The following is a 20,041-nucleotide window of genomic DNA, read 5'->3' as shown; positions in this document are numbered from 1 at the left end:
ATGAGAGATGAAGCCAAAGAACGTTTAGAACTGTTATCAACCATTCAAGATTTAGGTTACGAGAGTTTAAGATATTCTATTTTTAATGATCACAGACCTTCTGAGTGGGAAACTAGAATAGAATATAATCCAGAATTGGAATTGTATGAAGTCTACTCAACAATGGATCGAGCCAGTACAGGAGGTATTTTTAAGTTTAAAACATTTGAAGAGGCAAAAGAAAAATTTATCCATAATCTGAAGTTAACAGTTTTTATAAATAAAACGTCTGTAGAAAATCGAGAAGTTCCTGAATACTCCTCTCCATTATGGGATAAAATCGATGATTGATATTGAGAACATGAAATATATAGTTGAACAAGAAATAAAAAAACGTCATTTCGAGAGCTTACATTATGTTTTATTTGATGAAACTAAGCGGTTACAATGGGCGTTTCACTTATTCTATAGAGATGGAAAGTTTATGATTAACAGTCGAGATGACAGATTCTATGTAATTGGGAATACGGTTGAATTTAACAGTTTTGAGGAAGCTAAGGCGGACTTTATAAACACGTTAGAAAATTATGTTGAAATGAATATACAAGGCAAAGAGTTAGGATTTACACCAGATTATCCTTCACCGCTATGGGATGAGGATGGAAAATGATGCAACCGGGAGGACGTTAAGGGATGAAAAAGTTATTAGCCATTATTGCAGTAATTGTGAGTGTATTTGTGCTGGTTGCGTGCTCAAAACCAAAAATCACAAAAGAGCAGCAAGACAATATGGCCATCCGTATTTATAGAAACTACGATATCCAAGAAATCGAGTTCTTGAGTTTTACAAAGAATGACAGTACGGGGACTTATTATCTAAGAATTAAACTTAACGGAGATGAGAAAAAAGAAACGGTTTTATCTATCTATGACCTTAGTGTCTTGGAAAAATCGGAAGGAGAAATGTCGTTAAGCCCGCATGAATATTTCGATGATATTAAAAGACAAAATATAATTAATGATAAGCTCGACGAATTAAAAATAAAGATAACATATATCGGTGGGAAATAATGTGAATAGGACTGCATTGTCCTTTTCTCGTATAGGGATGAAGATGAAAAATGATGCAGCCGGGAGGGCGTTAAGGGTGAAAAAGTTATTAGCCATTATTGCAGTAATCGCGAGTGTATTTGTGCTAGTTGCTTGCTCAAAACCAAAAATCACAAAAGAGCAGCAAGAGAATGTTGTGATGAGAATAGGGCGAAAATACGATTTTAAAGAAATTGAATTTATGAGTTTTACTAAAGATATGAGCACAGGAAGTTATTCTTTGAAATTGAAAGTGAATAACGACAGCACATTAGAAACGGTCATTATTTTCGATAAACTCGAATTTCTTAATAAGAAAACAGGATTTCTTGTATTGAATCCAGTGAACAGATTTTATGATTTCGAAAGAAAAAGTGTATTAGATGACGACACTCAAAATACAGAAATTAAAATCAAGTATCTAGAGTAGCAGTAACATTAGGGGATTAGAAAATGAAAAAAGTAATCGCAATAATTATTTTATTTTTTGTTGGAGCAATGGCAGTCACTTGCTCAAAACCAACCATCACGAAGGAACACAAGATAATGTCGCAATTCGTATCTATAGAAATTATGATATCCAAGAAATCGAGTTCTTGAGTTTTACAAAAAATGAGAGCACAGGTAGTTATCGTTTGAAAATAAAGATTAATAACGATGAGAATATCGTAACATCGTTTTTAATAGAAAAGTTAGACTTTCTTGATAAGAGTGAGGGAGAACTAGTATTAGGACCTATTCAAAAATTCGATCAGTTGAAACGAACAGAATATATTACTGGGAATGTAGATAAATCTAATATTGAAATTAAGTATATAGGTGAAAAATGATGGATAGAATTCAAAGAGTTAAAACGATTGTTAGAGAATGGCTACTTGAAAATAGCGAAGTTCTAGATGCGCATGGCGTTCAAACGGAAATGGTTGCGGATAACGAAGACTATTTAAGAATCATATTGGAAACAGAGGATAGAATGGGAGAAATCGTCGTGGAGGATGCAAGTTTCGCTCCGTATAGATTCTTTAAAATCGAAGTTGCTCAGATTGTTGATGAACGGGCAAAAATTGTAATGGCATGGTATGACAAGGATACTACAGGCGATGATGCGTATCGGGAGGCCTTGAAAAAAGGCATTGATACATTGATACATATAGGAGAATAGAGGGAAAAGGATGAAGAAGAAGTTAGCGATTATAGGAACTGTTGCGTTGTTAGGTGTAGGAGCCGTTGCGCTGAGTAATCAAGAGTGGCGTACAAACACAATCTTTGCCACAGCAAGAGATAAGCAATTGGTGTGGTTGAAAGAGCATGAGGAAGAGATTGTTGCATGGGTGCATTCAAGATATCCCAAAGTTGAAACTATTCAATTTGATTGAGCTTCATTACGAGTGGGGCCTGTGAGTAATGGAGTATCAATAAACGGATATAATTTGTCACTTAACGGTACTTTCAATAATATTCCGAAAACAATAATTTTTGTAGACTTTCTCATGGATCATCAAGATAATATTCCGCAAATGTCAAAAATAAGAATGAACCATCCACCTAAAATCGAAAAGGAAGATGGTGTAGTTTACGATTATGAGTAGTTCAAAATTGTTAAACAATAAAAGATAGGAATGGGAAAGAATGAAGAAAAAATTAGCGATTATAGGAACCGTTGCACTTTTAGGGGTAGGTGCAACAGTTTTAAGCAATCAAGAATGGCGTGCCAATACAATTTTTGCGACGGCAAGAGATAAGCAATTGGCGTGGTTGAAAGAGCATGAAAAACAAATCGTTGCGTGGGTGCATTCAGAGTATCCGAAAATTGAAACAGTTCAGTTTGATTGGAATACGCTAAAAGTAGTCCCTGTAAGCAACGGTGTGTCAACGTCCTACTATAATTTGTCAATAAGAGGAAAGTTTAATAATATACCTGAAACAGTCATTTTTGTAGATTTTACTATGGACAAGGAAGATAGTATTCCTGAATTAGGACGTATCACAATGAACCACTCACCAGGAATTCATAAAGGAAAGGTATTGTATGACTTTGAGTAACATAAACTCAAGCTGGCAGAATCGCTGTTGGCTTGAGTTTTTTTATTAAAAAAATTTTTTTAAGCTTCATTGTTGACATTTGTAAATTACGGGTGTAAACTAACAATGTAAATTACAAATGTAAACGAAAGCGGTGAAAGTAATGAGCAAACAAAAAGAGTACATTATTGAAGGAATGAGTTGTGCTTCATGTGCCATGACGATCGAGAATGCCGTCAGCAAAATTCCAGGCGTTGATAAAGCTAGCGTCAACTTGGCGACCGAGATCATGACTGTTGAAGCAAACGATAGCGTGACCCCTGAAGACATCGCCAAAGTGGTCGATGGTGTGGGATACGGCGCTCGTCCTCGTGGCAAATCAGTGGAAGAAGAACTCGAAGAAAAGAACGAAAAGAAAGAAGCGCACTTAAGAGAAATGAAGCGAAACCTAACCATTTCAGCGATTTTCACCGTGCCACTTCTTTTTATCGCAATGGCTGATATGGTTGGAATTCCAATGCCAGCCTTTCTAAGCCCAATGCAAAGTCCAGTTAGCTACGCGTTGATTCAATTGGCGCTCGTTCTCCCAATTCTCTGGGTCGGACGTCGTTTCTTCGTGGATGGATTTAAGGCCTTGTCTAAAGGACATCCGAACATGGACAGCTTAGTCGCACTTGGAACAAGCGCTGCGTTCCTTTATAGCCTTTACGGAACGTACCACGTATTAGAAGGCCATGCGCATTTTGCGATGAACCTTTACTACGAATCAGCCGGCGTTATTTTAACCTTAATCACACTTGGAAAATACTTCGAAGACGTGTCAAAAGGGAAAACATCCATGGCGATTCAAACGCTCGTAGGACTTGCCCCTAAAATGGCGACTGTTTTACGAGACGGACAAGAAGTAGAAGTTCCTGTAGAAGAAGTGCAAGTGGGCGACCTCATTCGTGTAAAACCGGGTGAAAAAGTTCCAGTCGATGGTGTCGTGACAGAAGGAAACTCAACCGTTGACGAATCGATGTTAACAGGGGAAAGTATTCCAGTATCAAAATTAGTTGGCGATGAAGTGATTGGGGCAAGTTTAAATAAAACAGGTTCCTTCATTCTAAAAGCAACAAAAATCGGGAAAGACACAGCCCTTTCTCAAATTATTCAGTTAGTCGAACAAGCACAAGGATCAAAAGCACCGATTGCAAAACTGGCCGACAAGGTTTCTGGAGTATTCGTTCCAATCGTAATCGTCTTGGCTCTTGTTTCTGGACTTGCTTGGTATTTCCTTGGACAGGAATCATGGGTATTTGCCCTCACGATTACCATCTCAGTGCTCGTTATCGCCTGCCCATGTGCGTTAGGGCTTGCGACACCAACTGCTATCATGGTAGGGACTGGTAAAGGGGCCGAAAATGGAATTCTTTTGAAGAGCGGGGAAGCCTTAGAAGAAGCCAACCACGTGAATATGGTTGTTTTCGACAAAACTGGTACGATTACAAACGGGACTCCTGTTGTCACAGATGTGGTCAGTGCCGATTCTACCGATGCAGACGCCCTCATTCGCCTAGCTGCTAGCCTTGAAGTAGCGTCCGAACACCCTCTTGGCGAAGCGATTGTTGCCAAAGCTAAAGAACAAGGGGCTGCATTTGATGAAGTGACGAACTTCGAAGCCATTCCTGGTTTTGGGATTAAAGGCCACGTTGGTGAAACACTTGTCTTCCTTGGAAATGAAAAATGGATGCGCGAAAATGGTCTTGCCAATGTTGAGATGAACGAAAAAGCAAACCGTTTTGCGGAACAAGGAAAAACACCGCTCTATATCGGATATAACGATGCCGTACAAGGGCTGATTGTTGTTGCGGATACCGTAAAAGAAAGCAGCGCGCGTGCCATTCAAACCCTACATGAAATGGGCATTCAAGTAGCCATGATGACAGGGGACCACGAACGTACTGCACAAGCGATTGCCGCTGAAGTGGGGATTGACCGCGTATTTAGTGAAGTTTTACCGCAAGATAAGGCGGATTATGTCTCAAAATTACAAGAAGAAGGCTATATTGTGGCGATGGTGGGGGATGGTATCAATGATGCCCCAGCTCTTGCACAAGCACAAGTCGGCATCGCAATCGGTACCGGAACAGACGTAGCCATCGAATCTGCAGATGCTGTCTTAATGAAGAGCGACTTGATGGATGTACCAGCGATGTTAAAACTTAGCCGTGCGACCATCCGTAATATTAAAGAAAATCTATTTTGGGCATTTGCCTACAATGTAATCGGAATTCCATTTGCGATGGGAGTTCTTCACCTCTTTGGCGGACCACTCCTCAACCCAATGATTGCCGGAGCTGCAATGAGCTTCAGTTCGGTATCTGTTGTCCTCAACGCCCTAAGATTAAAACGCTGGAAAGCATAACTTTAAAGGAGAGATTTGTGATGAAAAAAGAATACAATTTAGAAGGAATTAAATGCGCAGGATGTGCCAACACAGTGAAAGAACGCTTTTCAAACGTCCCAGGCGTGACAAACGTTGAAGTCAGCTTAGAAAACAAAGTAGCCACAGTCGAAGGAGACGCAAGCGTCGACGCATTACAAGCATCCCTCGAAGGCACAAAATACAGCATTCAAAAGTAAAAAAATTTAGACCGCTTGAATGATATATCGGACTATTCTCCTATAGATTTTTTGCCACAGGTGCAGTAATATGAAGATAGAACAAAAGGAGGAATTTCTATGATTATTACTACAACGCAAACGGTCGAAGGGTATCAAATTGTTGAGTATAAATGGATTGTTTTTGGTGAAGTGGTAGCAGGTGTTGATGCTATAAAAGATATCGCAGCTGGACTAAGAAATTTCTTTGGAGGCCGCTCTAGAGCTTATGAAGGAGAACTTTCAGAAGCTAGAGAAGAAGCTCTACAAGAAATGGAAGAAAGAGCTGCAAAAATCGGAGCGAATGCTGTAGTAGGCGTGAAAATGGACTATGAGTATATGGATGGCATGATTATGGTCACCTGTAGCGGAACCGCAGTCGTTATTGAAGCACTATAAAAATTAAGAAAGCTAGGCAGATAGCCTAGCTTTCTTTTTTTGACCTCGTTTCATCTCATGGTTAGTAGAAGTAAAAAAGTAGAGCGTTGCGAAAAAACACCTAGGATTCTATACGAGTAGTAGTCGCGAGTGTACTCGATGCGAATTACAGACTCAGGAAATGAAATTTCCTAGAGTCTGTTTGAGGCTCGAGAGGTCTGAGACCTTGGCTCAGACCGGTACAGCCATTACTACTCGTATGAGAAAATCCTAGGTGTTTAATATTTATTATTTTACTTCTGCACGATCTAACCATGGAGTTGCAGTTTCATCTAAAACCACATTAAGGTCCTCGATGTTCTTACGTCCTTGGTTTGCCAACCACGCACGACCAGCTTCTTCCCCTTCAGTCGCAAACACAGCTACAGAATCTTTCCATGTTGCACGACCACATAATACACCATTGAAAGTAGAACCAGCTTCTTTTGCAAAGCGTAATGTTTCTTGGAATAATTCAGCAGAAACACCAGCGCTTAAGAAGATGAATGGTAAATGAGTGATTTCAGATTGTTCTTTGAATAAACGTAACGCTTCTTCGCGAGTATAAACAGGTTCAACGCCTTCTTTAGTGTATCCTTCTACGAAGTTCATGTTTACTGGAACTTCCACTTTTAATACGTCAACGTTGTAACGTGGGTCAGAGAAGACTTTCATTGCGTCGTTTACTTTATGAGGTTTTACTTTTGCGTATGCAGCTGATTTCACATCGTCGTCACTTGCTTCGTAAGAAACGATTTCTAAGAAGAATGGAATATCTTCTGCCACACATTCGCTACCGACACGTTCTACCCATGCATGTTTGATGTCGTTGATCGCTGGGTCTTCGTCAATATCATAGTATAAAAGAACTTTAACAGCGTCAGCGCCTAATTCTTTAATACGTTTTGCAGACCAGATTGGAAGTAAGTCTGGTAAGCGGCCGATTTCTGTAGCATCGTAACCAGTTTTTTCGTAAGAGATTAAAAGTCCGCAGTCTTCGTGGCGTAATTTTGCAGCTGGAAGACCGTATTCAGGGTCTAAAAGGATTGAAGAAGAGAATTTTGTTAATTCTTCAGAGATTAATTCTTTGAAGCGGATGATGCCTTCGTCCCCTTTTACATTTGGGTTTCCTGCAGCAATCATTTTTTTCAATGAACCACGTTGGTCAATCGCTAAAGCACCGATGACATGGTTTTTGTTTGAAAGTTTTACTAAATGATCATATTTTCCTTTTGTTAATACTAATTTTGACATAATAACACTCCTTAAGTTATGAATTGGGGCACTCTCACGCCTCGTACTCACTGTCTTTTTGATTATTTTGCTTCGAAATAAGGCTTACCATCTAAGTAAGTCGCTTTGAGTTGTAACTCATCGTCTAATACGATGAAGTCCGCTGCGTACCCTGGATCAATGCGTCCGCAAACGTCGTCAATACCGACTGATTTTGCAGGAACAAGGCTGGCCATTGTAATAGCTTCGTGTGGAGTCGCAATGCCCCATTTCACAACGTTCTGAACCCCTTGGATGAGTTCTAGGATACTTCCGGCAAGGCTGCCACCGTCTTTCAAGCGAGCGGTACCGTCTTTTACGATAACAGGGAATTCACCAAGCATCGATTCGCATTCGCCCATACCGCCTGCACGCATGCAGTCTGTAATAAGGGCTACATGGTCGTGACCGCAACATTTCATGACGATACTTGCGCTCACTGGGTGGACGTGGTGACCGTCGCAGATGAGTTCGTCGAATACGTTTGGCAATGTGAGTGCAGCACCGACAACGCCTGGTTCGCGGTGGTGTAAGCCGCGCATTCCGTTGTAAGTGTGAACGAAGATATTCGCACCGGCTTCAACGGCGTTTTTGCAATCTTCGTAAGTGGCATCTGTATGTGCAAGAGCGACATAGATGTCTTTTGTTTTCGCGTGTTTGATGAAATCAACCGCACCGTCACGTTCAGGCGCAATCGCGATTTTCTTCACCCAACCGCCAGCGCGTTCTTGCCATTCATCTAAGATTTCAGATTTAGGGTCGCCCATGTATTTAGGGTTTTGCGCGCCTTTGTATTTTTCACAGAAGAATGGACCTTCTAGGAAAATCCCTCTGATTTTAGCGCCGCCAAGTGTAGTTGCGTTATCGCCGACTGTTTGGCAGACATCCGCTAATAATTCACGAGAGGCGGTTAAGGTTGTTGGTAAGTAAGAAGTAACCCCGCAGGAAGGAAGTCCTTCTGAAATGGTACGAAGTGCTTCTACGTCATTATCCATTACGTCAGCGCCTTTGAATCCGTGAATATGTGTATCCACAAGACCTGGGGCAATTTGGTAGTTGCCGTAGTCGATAATCGTAGCGGTGCTTTCTGGTTTTTCGGTTTGGAAGGCTCCGAAAGTTCCATTGTCTAAGATCGGTAAGTACCCTGGACCTTTCACTTCGTCTTCAAAATAAAATGCTTTGGCATAAATATAAGTTGTCATAGGATCATCTCTTTTCAATAAAGTTATTTATGCTTCTAATGGGTGAATCGTTACTCCTTTAACGACACGGTTTACAGTGCCTGTTGGTGAAGGAGTGTCTGGTTTGTTTCCAACTTTGATAGAAGAAAGTAGAGAAACCGTTTGGCCAAATACCGCATATGGAAGTGCAAGGTAAGCATCTGGAACGAAACGATATTCTTTATCGAAGCTGAAAGATAGACCTTCAAAGTCGCTCTCTGCATCCACTCCAACCGCAAGAACAAGGCGTGCGATTTGATCGCCGTGTAATTCGTTTAAGATATCGATATCGTATTGACGCGTATAGTCGTCGCTAGATACGAATACGAAGGCTAGAGAAGAGCTGTTTACAAATGATTTAGGACCGTGACGGAATCCCATTGAAGAATCGAAGGCTGTTGCGATTTGTCCAGCAGTCAATTCAAGAATCTTCAATTGAACTTCGCGAGCGAGACCGCTTAGAGAACCAGAACCTAAGTAGATGACACGGTTGTAGTCTAAGTTGACGTAATGTTGAATCACGTCTTCACGTTCTAGAACGCTTGTACCCATTTGACGGATGGCTTTTACAAAACCTTCTTTTTCTTCAAGTGAGTGTGCTTCGTCAAATACAAGAAGCGCTGTAAGAGTCATACATGTGAAGCTTCCTGTCATCGCAAAACCAGCGTCGTTAGAGCGGTCTGGCATCATTAGGAGTAAGTTATTTGTATCATCTTTAGCAGCAATGGCTAATTTTCCTTCTGGCGCACAAGTAATCGTGATTTGATAGAAGTCTCGCACGATTTGTTGGCCAAGTTGCACACTTGCAAGACTTTCTGGTGAGTTCCCGCTACGTGCAAATGAAACAAGCACTGTAGGAATTTCTGCTTTGAAGTAGTCATGTGGATTACTTACAAGGTTTGTTGTTCCAACAGATTGGAAATCAAAACGGTCTTCATTTCCTGTACGTTTTAAGTAAGGAAGAATTGTATCTCCCACATATTGTGATGTACCCGCACCTGCGAAAATCACGCGAAGGCGACCTTCAGGTAAGTTGTTTAAGAAAGCAGTGATGCGTTCTAAGTTTGCTTTGTAGTAATCAAAAGCTTCTTTCCACAATTCTGGTTGTTGGCGAATTTCGCGCGTTGTAATTTCTGCAGATAAAGCTTCTAATTGACTGGTTGAAAATTGAAACATAATACCCCTCCAAAATTTTTTATTGATTTGTTCGATAGTGTCTTACCTTGTAGAAGAATTGATCGCTTCTAGCTACACTAATGGTGTATTCAATAATGCGATTTTCGTGATTCAATGTCGTTCGTCTAAACCTTAAGCAAGCTCCATGCGGATCCACATTCAGCGCTTCAGCTTCTTCCGCACTTAAAATACTTGCGGAAAATTCTTCGTCAGCATAGTGGATTTGCTGATTGAACTTACTTGCAAACACATCGTATAAAGAATGACCTTCTAGAAGTGTTTTTGTTAACCCTTTAAAAACATCGTAAGGTAAAAATGTGGTTTCCTTCATAAGCGGAATTCCGTCTGCATACCGAATGCGTTTCAATCGAAATAGCTTATCACCCGCTTCAATCCCAATTAATGGGGCGATAAATTCATCGGCTTCATAACAGTCCAGAGAAGTAATCTTTGTCGTAGGGACTTTACCGAGTTCCTTCATCTGTTCTGTAAAACTATATCCTTCTAGTAAGTTTTGACGTTCTTTCCACTGATTTGAGATGAACGTCCCTTTGCCATGGCGTTTATAAATAAACCCAAGTGTCTCCAATTCTTTTAGCGCTGTTCTAACAGTGGTTCGACTCACATTGTATACTTTCGTAATTTCTCTTTCTGAAAGCATCTTTTCGTGCGCTTTCCCCTTTGTTTTAATGAAATCCATTAATGCTAGACTTAGCGTTGAATAAAGAGGAGAGGGTTTAGCAACCATATTGAATCCTCCTTTCAAAAACATTCCACAACTGGTCACTACCAGTTAACTTTATTGTAAGAGTTTTTATCGGTTTCGTCAATAGAATTGGAGGAAAAAGAATGATGATCCCCAGAAAAAATGAAAGCAGCTCCCGAAATTCACTTATAAGTGAATTTTGAAAAAGGAGTAAAAAAGAGAGAATAATCATCGTTATTCTCTCCCATATAATTGGAAACTAAGCTCCTAAATGACTATTTAATACTTCTTCAAGTTGTTCAGCAGTTTTAGCGCCTAATAAAGCTTCCTTCACATCAGCTTTCATGAGCATACGAGCTACGGTTGCTAGTAGCTTCAGATGGGTTGTTCCAGCTTCTCCGTCAGGAATTAGTAGACTAAAGATGAATAAAGTAGGTTTCCCATCCATACTATTCCAATCGATTCCTTCATTAAGTCGTACAATCACGATTTTCGGAGTCGTGATGGCACTTGATTTTGCATGTGGAATCGCGAATCCGTCCATCATTCCTGTTGTTCCTTGTTGTTCACGTCCTACAAGTCCGTTGTACACGGCATTTTCGTCTGCTGAAATGCCTAGTGCTACAGCTTTTTGAGCGATGAAGTGAAACACTTCTTCTTGAGAAGTAAGGTTTTCATTTAAGAAAATAGATTCTTTACTAATTAACATTTCAAACCTCCTAAGATTTTAAAAACGATTGCCTATTATTCAGAAAGTGGCTTACGAGTGGCTCCAAGAACAATACCACCGATAACAGAACCAATTGCAATCGCTAATACCCATAAGAATGGATGTGTGACAACTGGTAATACTAGGAATCCACCGTGAGGAGCAGGGACTTGTACGCCGAAAAGATAAGTTAAAATAGCAGCGATTGAAGAACCTAACATCATTGAAGGCATCGCGCGAAGTGGATCTTTTGCTACGAAAGGAATAGCTCCTTCAGTAATGTGTGTTGAACCTAAGATGAAGTTAACTAAACCAGCATTACGTTCGTTTGTGTCAAAACGGTTTTTGAATAATAATACGGCAACGGTTGTGATTAGTGGAGGAGCAATACATGCTGCAGAAACCCCAGCCATGAATGCAGTATTTCCTTCGCCAAGAAGAACAGTACCTGTAACGTATGCAGCTTTATTCACTGGACCACCCATATCAAAGGCACACATACATCCAATTACAAGACCAAGAAGAATAGGGTTTGAATCTTGGAATCCCTTTAAGAAGTCCATTAATGATTGGTTAATACCAGCCATTGGACTTACAATAACGCTCATAAATAAACCAGTAATGAATACGCCTAATAATGGATATAAGAAAATAGCTTTAAGACCATCTAATGTTTTAGGAAGTCCTTTAAATAATTTTTCCAAGAATACAACTAAGTAACCTGCGAAGAAACCACCGACGATACCACCGAGGAATCCTGCGCCACCGTTACTTGCCATTAAACCAGCAACAAAACCACTCACTAAAGCGGGGCGATTTCCGATACTTTGTGCAATGTAGGCTGCTAGAACGGGAGTCATCAAGCCCATTGCTAAGCCACCAATTTCTTTTAATTGTGCAGAAAAGGCATTGTAAGTTTCATGATTTGGATCGAATGAGTATATTCCGAATACCGCAAATGAAATCGCGATGAGCACCCCACCACCAACGACGAATGGAAGCATATGTGAAACACCATTCATCAAATGTTTGTAGATTTCACGGCCAATAGACCTCTTACCAACGTTAGAAGATTGTGGAGCTTCTGAAGCTTCAACAACTGCATCGTCAGAGTGGTATTTCACAATACCTTCTCCGCGAAGAGCTTGTGCCACTAATTCATCGGCATTTTTAATTCCTTGTCCAACTGAAACGTCGATAATTTTTTTGTTGACGAAACGTTGTGGTTGAACGTCCTTGTCAGCAGCAATAATGACGGCTTTTGCATTTGCGATTTCTTCGGGAGTGAGTTCATTTTCAACGCCGATTTGACCATGTGTTTCAACTTTAATCGTTACTCCTGCTTTTTTAGCAGCTTGTTCAAGAGCTTCTTGTGCCATATAAGTGTGTGCAATCCCTGTCGGACACCCAGTGGCAGCGATAATATCATATTTTGTCATTGTTTTTCCTCCTTTGTTTGTGGGCTATAAAATGCGGTTGATTTGTTGCATTAATGTAGGAACGTCTGAAAAATCTGTCAAACCAGGTCTAAATGCGGTTGAACTACCTGCAGCCACAGCTTTGATTAAAGCTTCTTCATCTGATAAACCTAACAATTGGCTTGCGACAAATGTAGCTAAAAGAGTATCACCTGCACAAGCAGTATTCACAACTTCTCCTTTTGGAGCTGTTACATGGATTGTTTCTGTTGGCGTGAATAGAATTGCTCCCTTTTCACCTAAGGAAACTAATACATTTTCGGCTCCTTTTTCGAGTAGTTTTTGACCACAGTCTTTAATTTCCTCAAGACTCGGATTTATCAAACCAAACCACTCAGCCAATTCTTCGTCGTTGGGTTTGATAAGATAGGGGCAGTACTTTAAAAGGTCAGGTACAAAGTCGGCAGAAGTATCAAGGATTAACTTAAACCCTCTAAGTTGAGCGGTCTTTGCAATTTTTTCATAAGTCGTATAGGTGATGCCTTCCGGATGACTGCCAGATACAAATAAAAAGTCCTCCGTATTCATATTCTCTATTATTTTGAGGAGTGCTTCTTTTTGGAGTTGACTCACACTAGGACCTTGATTTACGAGTTTAAACTCTTCACTCGTTGACACTACTTGAGTAAATACATTGATTCGAGTAATTCCGTCTACATTAACGAACTGTGTTTGGATGCCTTCCTTATGTAGCTCGTCTTCGATGAATTGACCAGTAAAACCTGCTTTAAAACCTAGTGCAGTATTCTTCATTCCAAGTTTTTTTAAGATAAAGCTGACATTTACGCCTTTTCCGTTTGGCATGTAAACGGCCTCTTCGGTTCGGTTTACTTCAGAAGGTAACATTTGCATGGTTTTAATAAATAAATCTACTGCTAAATTCATCGTACACGTATAAATCATCATTTCACCTCCTATTATGATTTTTTTGTTATACTTATTATTACATACAGCATACTGTAAATGTTTTCTAAAATGAGGGAAACATTTGTAAATCTTTACAAAATGGAGGAGTTTACATGTTCAACACGAAAGGCTTAACCAACACGGAGAAATATCTACTTGCCTATATTGAGGAACATCTAGAAGAGATGCCTTCTATTTCAATTGTAAAGCTAAGCGAACGAGCAAATGTTTCAACTGCGTCCATTGTGCGAACGATGAGAAAGCTCGGGTATGACGGATTTACGAGTTTTAAACATGATTTGAAAAAGCAATATCGATTTGCAAATGAAAATTTATTAACTTTCAAAAGTTTGGAGGTTGTGGATCAAAAGATTCAAGCCGTTGTAGCGAAGAATGAGCAAGAGGTCCGGCGAACGATTGAGCAATTGGATAGTAGAGCAATAGAAGATGCCGTTCAAGCAATCTTTGGGGCACAACGCGTCTACTTATTTTCTCGGGGACTGAGTGAAATGATTGCCAGTGAAATGGAGATAAAATTTCATTTATTGGAACGGACATGCGAACAATATGTAGACCCCAATATTATAAAGACGATTAGCCATCGATTAAATGCGCAAGATGTGGCGATTATTATATCTCTGAATGGACATACAGAAGAATTAGTCGAAGCGGCTAAAGTTTGTCAACAAAATGAAGTTCCCATTATTGTAGTAACGGCTAATGGCGCGAGTCCTCTGGCAAAAATAAGTGATATTACTTTTGTAGGATATAAATCAGAAAGCTCGTATTTCCCAGATTATGAAGTTCGTTCGCGCCTGCCGCTACAAGTGATTAGTCGGATATTGCTAGATGCTTATGCTATAAGGGTTGTCGGCCAAAAATAATTTACATTAAAGACGGATACTGATACGATAGTAAAGCAAAGAAAGGAGCTCCGGCATGGAAAGTAATAAAGTACAAAATTATAAGAGTTGTTTTGATATTATTGGTCCAATTATGGTGGGGCCTTCTTCTTCACATACTGCTGGGGCGATTGCGATTGGGGCTCTCGCTAGACAATTATTTGGCGGAACGCCAAATAATGTGCGTTGCGACTATTATGAGTCATTTGCCGAAACGCATAAAGGACATGGGACGGATTTTGCGATTATTAGTGGAATCTTAGGCTTTGCAACAGATGATGAACGTGTTCCCCGAGCAGTTGAAATCGCTAGGGACAAAGGAGTAAAAATCGAGTTTGTCGAGCGCAAAGAGATGAGTCCAGTTAATCATGCGAATACCGCAGCTTTAACCTTGAGCGACGAGAAACGTACGATTCGCCTCATTGGGACTTCTGTCGGCGGAGGAGCTGTTGAGGTAAAATATATCGAAGTAGATAGCTTTAAGATGGAGCTTTCAGGCCCACTTCCAATATTGCTTGAAGTGGTATCTCTTGGTGAAATGCCAAAAGTATATCAACTATTACAAGAGCATGGGGTGACTATTTCGAAACAGAGAGTAGCAATGGCCGAAAATCGCCAAATGATTGGATATGAATTAGCGGATTTATTATCACCAGAATTAAAACAACAAATACAAACATTAAGACAAACGCATACGATTTATCTGTTTGCGTAATGAGATGATGAGGAAGGAAGTTTGCAATGTTTTCGACCATTAAAGAATTGGTAGCATTAGCAACAGAACAAAAGAAACCCATTTCTGAAATTATGATTGAACAGGAAATGGACATGACCCAGCAAAGTCGTGAGTACATCTGGGAAAAAATGGAAAAAAACTTACAAACGATGAAGAATGCCGTCGAACGAAGCGTAGAAGGTGAAGGGGTCTTTTCTCCAACAGGGCTGACCGGTGGAGATGCGTTGAAGATGAAGAAATATCGGGAACGTGGAAAAACATTGTCAGGAGATAGTATTCTAGCGGGTGTCCAATATGCCCTAGGAACTAATGAAGTCAATGCTGCAATGGGTTTAGTCTGCGCAACACCTACCGCTGGAGCCAGTGGAACTTTGCCAGGAGTTGTGTTTTCAATTGCAGATACAATGAATTTGAACCATGAACAACAAGTGCGTTTTCTCTTTACATCGGCAGCTTTTGGGATGGTCGTTGCCAATAACGCAATGATTTCTGGAGCGATGGGCGGATGCCAAGCGGAAGTTGGAAGTGCCAGTGCGATGGCCGCAGCTGCAGCCGTTGAAGCGGCAGGAGGAACACCGCAAGAGAGTTCAGAAGCCTTTGCGACAGCGTTGGGGAATTTATTAGGACTTGTTTGTGACCCTGTAGCGGGACTGGTAGAAGTGCCCTGCGTGAAGCGAAATGCCATTGGTGCAGGGAATGCGTTAATCGCCGCAGATATGGCACTTGCAGGAATTACAAACGTGATTCCAGCGGATGAAACGATTGAAGCAATGCGTAGTATCGGGATCAGGATGCCACGAGAACTCCGTGAAACGGGACTCGGTGGAATGGCAGGCACAAGAACAGGTGTTGCGATTAAGATGCGCATTTTCGGGGAAGATGTTTCATTGAACCCGGAACAAGAGTAGGAGGAATACACATGGCAAAAGAAATTGCTACATTTGCAGGAGGCTGTTTCTGGTGCATGGTGAAGCCATTTGACAGCCAACCAGGAATTGAGTCTGTGATTTCAGGATACACAGGCGGCCACAAAGAAAATCCGACATACAAGGAAGTTTGTAGCGGAACAACAGGACATACAGAGGCCGTGCAAATCACGTTCGACCCAGAAGTATTCCCTTATGAAAAACTCGTAGAAGTCTACTGGCAACAAACGGATCCAACGGATGCAATGGGACAATTCGTGGACCGTGGAGATTCATACCGTCCAGTCATCTTCTATCATTCCGAGAAACAAAGAAGGATTGCGGAAGCTTCAAAAGCAGCCTTGCAAGCCAGCGGACGATTCAAAAAAGATATCGTGACAAAAATCGAGCCTGCAAGTACCTTCTATCCAGCAGAAGAATATCATCAAGATTTTTACAAGAAGGATCCTGAACATTACAAACGTTACCGCGGACTTTCGGGTCGCGACACTTTTATCGAGAGTGTTTGGAAATAAGAGAAAGCTACGAGGTTAACTCGTAGCTTTTTGTATGCATTCAGAAAAAACACATGAAATTACCATATATGGTAATTTCATGTGTTAGATATTTGCTAAGTAATCAGTTAAGCGATCGACTACTTCTTTTAGGTTTTCCATTGAAGCAGCGTAACTGAAACGAACATAGCTTTCTCCACCAGGTCCGAAAGACACCCCTGGGATGAGTGCTACTTTTGCTTTTGGAGCAAGGTCACGCACGAATGCCCATGAGTCTGTACCGCATTTCGCAGGGATTTTCGCGAATAGGTAGAACGCACCGTCAGGACTTGCCACTTCAAAGCCAAGTTTCTTCAACTCACAAGCAAGGTAGTCACGACGCTCGCTATATTCCACCATCATTTTCGCGCAGTCCTCTTGGCCGTGTAACATTGCCGCAAGTGCTCCGTATTGCGCAAAGCTTGTTGGAGCAGTCACCATGTATTGGTGAGATTTTACGACTTCGTTCATGAAGTGTGTTGGTCCTAAGATGAATCCAATACGCCATCCTGTCATTGCGTGTGATTTTGATAAACCAGTGATGACAATCGTTTGTTCCGGTAAGATGTTTGCAAGAGAGTAGTGAGTCTTGTCATATGTTAATTCTGCATATACTTCATCGCACAGCGCCCATAGTTGGTGCTCTTTAATCACTTCAGATAAGTCTTCCAATTGTTCTTTAGAATAAGTGACGCCTGTTGGATTACTTGGGTATACAAGAACAACTGCTTTGAAGTTTTTATCTGGGTTTGCTTCGATCGTTTCGCGTAATTTGTCAGCCGTTAATACGAAGCCGTCTTCACTTGTATCTACTGTAATGAAGTTCCCTTGGTTCAACAATGTGATTGGCAAATACAGCGGGAAGACTGGTGTTGGAACGATAACGGTGTCTCCAGGGTTTAAGATGGCTTGTAAGCTAGCGTTAATCCCTTCCGTTGCCCCAATCGTTGTGATGACTTGGTCTCCTGTGTAATTGAAATTAAATTTCTTGTTGTAATAGTCTGCCACAGCTTTTCGTAATTCAGGAATCCCTGAGTTTGGTGTGTAGTGTGAGTGGTTGTCTTTAATCGCTTGGATAGCCGCCTCTTTAATATGCTCAGGTGTGTCAAAGTTTGGTTCTCCAAGAGTTAATTTGATAATGCCAGGAATTGTTGATACTTCTGCGTCAAATTGACGGATATCAGATATCTTGCTGTTCACTACGATTTTGTTGAATGGGTGTTCTAGTGTCATAGGAATCCTCCTTTAGATTCATAGGGAAATTGTATCTTGTTTTGAGAAAGAGTGCAACGAGAAGTATAGAATTTTACAAAGAAAATAAAAAACGGTGGGGTTTTATCCAATCTGTCTTTTTGTCTATGAATTCTACATAAAATAGTGTATAATCTCTTTGAGAATATCGGTTAGCAGTCAAAGTGCGAGCCACCCTAGAAAAAGAAGGGGTGGAGTGTGCACTTTTTTTGTGCAATGAAACGAAAGCGAGGGACAGTATGCAGACAGAATTTGATACGATTGCGGCGATTTCAACGGCGCCTGGTGAAGGGGCTATCGGAATTGTTCGTATTAGTGGTGATGATGCAATTCGAATTGCAGACGAAGTATATCGATTAAAAGATAAACGATTAAAAGAACAAGCCAGTCATACGATTCACTATGGTCATATCGTGGATCCAAAGAATGATGAAGTGATTGATGAAGTGATGGTGACAGTGCTTTGCGCTCCGAAGACTTTTACGCGAGAAGATATTGTAGAAATTAACTGTCACGGTGGGATTGTGGCTATTAACCGCATCTTGCAACTTGTTCTTCGCATGGGAGCGCGCCTGGCGGAGCCAGGTGAATTTACAAAACGCGCCTTCTTGAATGGGCGAATCGACCTCTCACAAGCAGAAGCTGTGATGGATTTGATTCGCGCCAAAACAGATAAGTCGATGCAAATGGCAATGCGCCAACTTGATGGAGAACTTTCGAAGTTAATTCAGAATTTACGACAAGAAATCTTAAACACATTAGCGCAAGTGGAAGTGAATATCGACTATCCGGAATACGACGACGTGGAAGAAATGACCTTGCAATTGTTGCGCGAGAAGACGCAGCAAGTCTCACAAGGCATTCGTGCATTGCTAAACACGGCGAGCCAAGGAAAAATCTTGCGTGACGGATTGAAGACAGCCATTGTTGGACGTCCAAACGTAGGAAAATCGAGTCTATTGAATGTTCTATTACGCGAGGAAAAAGCCATCGTAACGGATATCGCTGGAACGACTCGTGATACGATTGAAGAGTACGTGAATGTTCGTGGGGTGCCGCTCCAACTGATTGATACGGCGGGAATTCGTGAAACAGATGACGTTGTTGAACGTATCGGGGTGGAACGAAGCCGTAAAGCATTAAACGAAGCGGATTTCGTGCTCTTGATTTTAAACCAAAGCGAAGAGTTGATGGATGAAGACCTCCGCTTATTAGAGCAAACAAAAGATTTCAAACGTATTATTTTATTAAACAAAACAGACTTACCAACGAAAATTGACATGGACAAGGTCAAAGAATTCGCGACAGACAGCGAAATCGTCACAACGTCAATGCTCAAGAAAGAAGGCATCGACCAATTAGAAGAAAAGATTGCCGATTACTTCTTCCAAGGGCAAATGAATGAGCGCGACGCTACGTACTTATCGAACACTCGTCATATTGCGCTTCTTGAAAAGGCAGAACTAGCATTGCAAGAAGTGGCGAATGGGGTCGAAATGGGCATGCCTGTCGATTTAATTCAAATCGATTTTACACGCGCTTGGGATCTCTTAGGTGAAATCACAGGTGACACTGTCCAAGACGAGCTGTTAACACAATTGTTCAGTCAGTTCTGTTTAGGGAAATAAGAGATTAAACTTCAATTCTTTACGGATGTCTTCATAGTAGCGATAATGGGGCATCGGATTGAGCCTTACGTCTCAATTCCTACCAAGCTTCAAACTGACTCTAAGGGTTATACCCAAGAGTCAGTAATTCACATTGGTTGCTATTCCCCATTACGAATCCTTCGCACTGTGAAGGATTCCTATAGAATCCGTAAGAATTTCCGTTTTATCTCTTTCATAAAGAGTGAACGAGTGAACGCTCCTCGTTCGAATGCTGTGATGTTCCCAAGAATTGGGCGCATCGATAGAAATGAATGACACAAGGAGGAAATGCTGATGACGAAGCTAGCAACAATCTGTTATATCGATAATGGAAAAGAATTTTTACTGTTATTACGCAATAAGAAACCAAACGATGTCCATGAGGGCAAATACATTGGCGTTGGTGGCAAACTCGAAGCAGCAGAGA

The 20,041-nt window shown here is 41.0% G+C and carries 25 protein-coding genes and 1 pseudogene; 18 read left to right on the top strand and 8 right to left on the bottom strand.

The window, feature by feature from the left end; all coding sequences use genetic code 11:
- The 12 genes from ACO5V7_RS07585 (at position 1) to ACO5V7_RS07530 (ending at position 6,132) form a co-directional block, all read left to right on the top strand.
- Positions 1 to 330 carry an Imm59 family immunity protein gene (locus ACO5V7_RS07585; RefSeq protein ID WP_485485692.1) on the top strand — a complete coding sequence of 110 codons (330 nt, stop codon included), beginning with the start codon at positions 1 to 3 and terminating at the stop codon, positions 328 to 330.
- Positions 323 to 649: an Imm59 family immunity protein gene (locus tag ACO5V7_RS07580; protein ID WP_485485691.1), complete on the top strand. Its 327-nt coding sequence runs from the start codon at positions 323 to 325 to the stop codon at positions 647 to 649. The genes ACO5V7_RS07585 and ACO5V7_RS07580 overlap by 8 nt, the downstream gene beginning before the upstream one ends.
- Positions 650 to 672: 23 nt before the next feature.
- Positions 673 to 1,050: a hypothetical protein gene (locus ACO5V7_RS07575; RefSeq protein WP_485485690.1), complete on the top strand. Its 378-nt coding sequence runs from the start codon at positions 673 to 675 to the stop codon at positions 1,048 to 1,050.
- A gap of 76 nt (positions 1,051 to 1,126) precedes the next feature.
- A complete protein-coding gene (locus ACO5V7_RS07570) occupies positions 1,127 to 1,498 on the top strand; it encodes a hypothetical protein (RefSeq protein ID WP_485485689.1) in 372 nt (123 codons plus the stop codon).
- Positions 1,499 to 1,577: 79 nt separating this feature from the next.
- Positions 1,578 to 1,898 (top strand): hypothetical protein, encoded by a 321-nt coding sequence (locus ACO5V7_RS07565; protein ID WP_485485688.1) that lies wholly within the window; start codon positions 1,578 to 1,580, stop codon positions 1,896 to 1,898.
- Positions 1,898 to 2,230, top strand: a complete 333-nt coding sequence (locus tag ACO5V7_RS07560; RefSeq protein WP_485485687.1) for a hypothetical protein — start codon at positions 1,898 to 1,900, stop codon at positions 2,228 to 2,230. The genes ACO5V7_RS07565 and ACO5V7_RS07560 overlap by 1 nt, the downstream gene beginning before the upstream one ends.
- A gap of 10 nt (positions 2,231 to 2,240) precedes the next feature.
- On the top strand, positions 2,241 to 2,444 hold the full coding sequence (locus ACO5V7_RS07555) for a hypothetical protein (protein ID WP_485485686.1): 204 nt from the start codon (positions 2,241 to 2,243) through the stop codon (positions 2,442 to 2,444).
- Positions 2,445 to 2,465: 21 nt separating this feature from the next.
- Entirely contained in the window at positions 2,466 to 2,657 is a 192-nt protein-coding gene (locus ACO5V7_RS07550; protein WP_485485685.1) for a hypothetical protein, read from the top strand.
- 40 nt (positions 2,658 to 2,697) lie between these two features.
- Positions 2,698 to 3,111, top strand: coding sequence for a hypothetical protein (locus ACO5V7_RS07545; protein ID WP_485485684.1), 414 nt, complete (start codon positions 2,698 to 2,700; stop codon positions 3,109 to 3,111).
- 142 nt (positions 3,112 to 3,253) lie between these two features.
- Positions 3,254 to 5,497 (top strand): heavy metal translocating P-type ATPase, encoded by a 2,244-nt coding sequence (locus tag ACO5V7_RS07540; protein ID WP_485485683.1) that lies wholly within the window; start codon positions 3,254 to 3,256, stop codon positions 5,495 to 5,497.
- A 20-nt stretch (positions 5,498 to 5,517) separates the two neighbouring features.
- The gene (locus ACO5V7_RS07535; protein WP_424695077.1) at positions 5,518 to 5,715 is read left to right on the top strand and encodes a heavy-metal-associated domain-containing protein; all 198 of its coding nucleotides are present in this window, start codon (positions 5,518 to 5,520) and stop codon (positions 5,713 to 5,715) included.
- Positions 5,716 to 5,814: 99 nt separating this feature from the next.
- Positions 5,815 to 6,132, top strand: coding sequence for a heavy metal-binding domain-containing protein (locus tag ACO5V7_RS07530; protein WP_485485682.1), 318 nt, complete (start codon positions 5,815 to 5,817; stop codon positions 6,130 to 6,132).
- Positions 6,133 to 6,399: 267 nt separating this feature from the next.
- Here ACO5V7_RS07530 and lacD read toward each other — a convergent pair whose 3' ends face one another.
- From lacD to pfkB, 7 genes are all read right to left on the bottom strand, one after another.
- Entirely contained in the window at positions 6,400 to 7,404 is a 1,005-nt protein-coding gene (gene lacD / locus ACO5V7_RS07525) for a tagatose-bisphosphate aldolase (RefSeq protein ID WP_485485681.1), read from the bottom strand.
- Positions 7,405 to 7,466: 62 nt separating this feature from the next.
- On the bottom strand, positions 7,467 to 8,624 hold the full coding sequence (gene nagA / locus ACO5V7_RS07520) for an N-acetylglucosamine-6-phosphate deacetylase (protein ID WP_485485680.1): 1,158 nt from the start codon (positions 8,622 to 8,624) through the stop codon (positions 7,467 to 7,469).
- A 27-nt stretch (positions 8,625 to 8,651) separates the two neighbouring features.
- Complete coding sequence (locus tag ACO5V7_RS07515; protein WP_485485679.1) at positions 8,652 to 9,818, bottom strand: AgaS family sugar isomerase; 1,167 nt, start codon at positions 9,816 to 9,818, stop codon at positions 8,652 to 8,654.
- Between the two features lie 19 nt (positions 9,819 to 9,837).
- The gene (locus ACO5V7_RS07510) at positions 9,838 to 10,566 is read right to left on the bottom strand and encodes a GntR family transcriptional regulator (protein ID WP_288294745.1); all 729 of its coding nucleotides are present in this window, start codon (positions 10,564 to 10,566) and stop codon (positions 9,838 to 9,840) included.
- A gap of 217 nt (positions 10,567 to 10,783) precedes the next feature.
- Positions 10,784 to 11,233, bottom strand: a complete 450-nt coding sequence (locus tag ACO5V7_RS07505; protein ID WP_485485678.1) for a PTS sugar transporter subunit IIA — start codon at positions 11,231 to 11,233, stop codon at positions 10,784 to 10,786.
- A gap of 35 nt (positions 11,234 to 11,268) precedes the next feature.
- Positions 11,269 to 12,672 (bottom strand): PTS fructose transporter subunit IIC, encoded by a 1,404-nt coding sequence (locus tag ACO5V7_RS07500; RefSeq protein WP_485485677.1) that lies wholly within the window; start codon positions 12,670 to 12,672, stop codon positions 11,269 to 11,271.
- A gap of 24 nt (positions 12,673 to 12,696) precedes the next feature.
- A complete protein-coding gene (gene pfkB / locus ACO5V7_RS07495) occupies positions 12,697 to 13,617 on the bottom strand; it encodes a 1-phosphofructokinase (RefSeq protein WP_485485676.1) in 921 nt (306 codons plus the stop codon).
- A gap of 113 nt (positions 13,618 to 13,730) precedes the next feature.
- Between pfkB and ACO5V7_RS07490 the strand changes: the two genes are divergently transcribed.
- From ACO5V7_RS07490 to msrA, 4 genes are read left to right on the top strand one after another with little or no spacing between them, the layout of a single operon-like run.
- Positions 13,731 to 14,501, top strand: coding sequence for a MurR/RpiR family transcriptional regulator (locus tag ACO5V7_RS07490; protein WP_485485675.1), 771 nt, complete (start codon positions 13,731 to 13,733; stop codon positions 14,499 to 14,501).
- 55 nt (positions 14,502 to 14,556) lie between these two features.
- Positions 14,557 to 15,234, top strand: coding sequence for an L-serine ammonia-lyase, iron-sulfur-dependent subunit beta (sdaAB, locus tag ACO5V7_RS07485; RefSeq protein WP_485485674.1), 678 nt, complete (start codon positions 14,557 to 14,559; stop codon positions 15,232 to 15,234).
- A gap of 26 nt (positions 15,235 to 15,260) precedes the next feature.
- Positions 15,261 to 16,163: an L-serine ammonia-lyase, iron-sulfur-dependent, subunit alpha gene (gene sdaAA, locus ACO5V7_RS07480; protein WP_485485673.1), complete on the top strand. Its 903-nt coding sequence runs from the start codon at positions 15,261 to 15,263 to the stop codon at positions 16,161 to 16,163.
- An 11-nt stretch (positions 16,164 to 16,174) separates the two neighbouring features.
- A complete protein-coding gene (gene msrA / locus ACO5V7_RS07475; protein ID WP_485485672.1) occupies positions 16,175 to 16,696 on the top strand; it encodes a peptide-methionine (S)-S-oxide reductase MsrA in 522 nt (173 codons plus the stop codon).
- Between the two features lie 84 nt (positions 16,697 to 16,780).
- Here the strand turns inward: msrA and ACO5V7_RS07470 are convergent, their stop codons facing one another.
- Positions 16,781 to 17,947 carry an aminotransferase class I/II-fold pyridoxal phosphate-dependent enzyme gene (locus tag ACO5V7_RS07470; RefSeq protein WP_485485671.1) on the bottom strand — a complete coding sequence of 389 codons (1,167 nt, stop codon included), beginning with the start codon at positions 17,945 to 17,947 and terminating at the stop codon, positions 16,781 to 16,783.
- Positions 17,948 to 18,204: 257 nt separating this feature from the next.
- On the opposite strand from ACO5V7_RS07470, the gene mnmE reads away from it, so the two are divergent.
- The gene (mnmE, locus tag ACO5V7_RS07465) at positions 18,205 to 19,593 is read left to right on the top strand and encodes a tRNA uridine-5-carboxymethylaminomethyl(34) synthesis GTPase MnmE (RefSeq protein ID WP_485485670.1); all 1,389 of its coding nucleotides are present in this window, start codon (positions 18,205 to 18,207) and stop codon (positions 19,591 to 19,593) included.
- A gap of 315 nt (positions 19,594 to 19,908) precedes the next feature.
- Positions 19,909 to 20,041, top strand: a pseudogene (locus ACO5V7_RS07460) (DNA mismatch repair protein MutT); the annotation flags it as partial.

The organism is Granulicatella sp. (assembly GCF_057274575.1).
The sequence above is the reverse complement of the archived record's forward strand: the minus strand, read 5'-3'. Positions and strand labels throughout refer to the sequence as shown.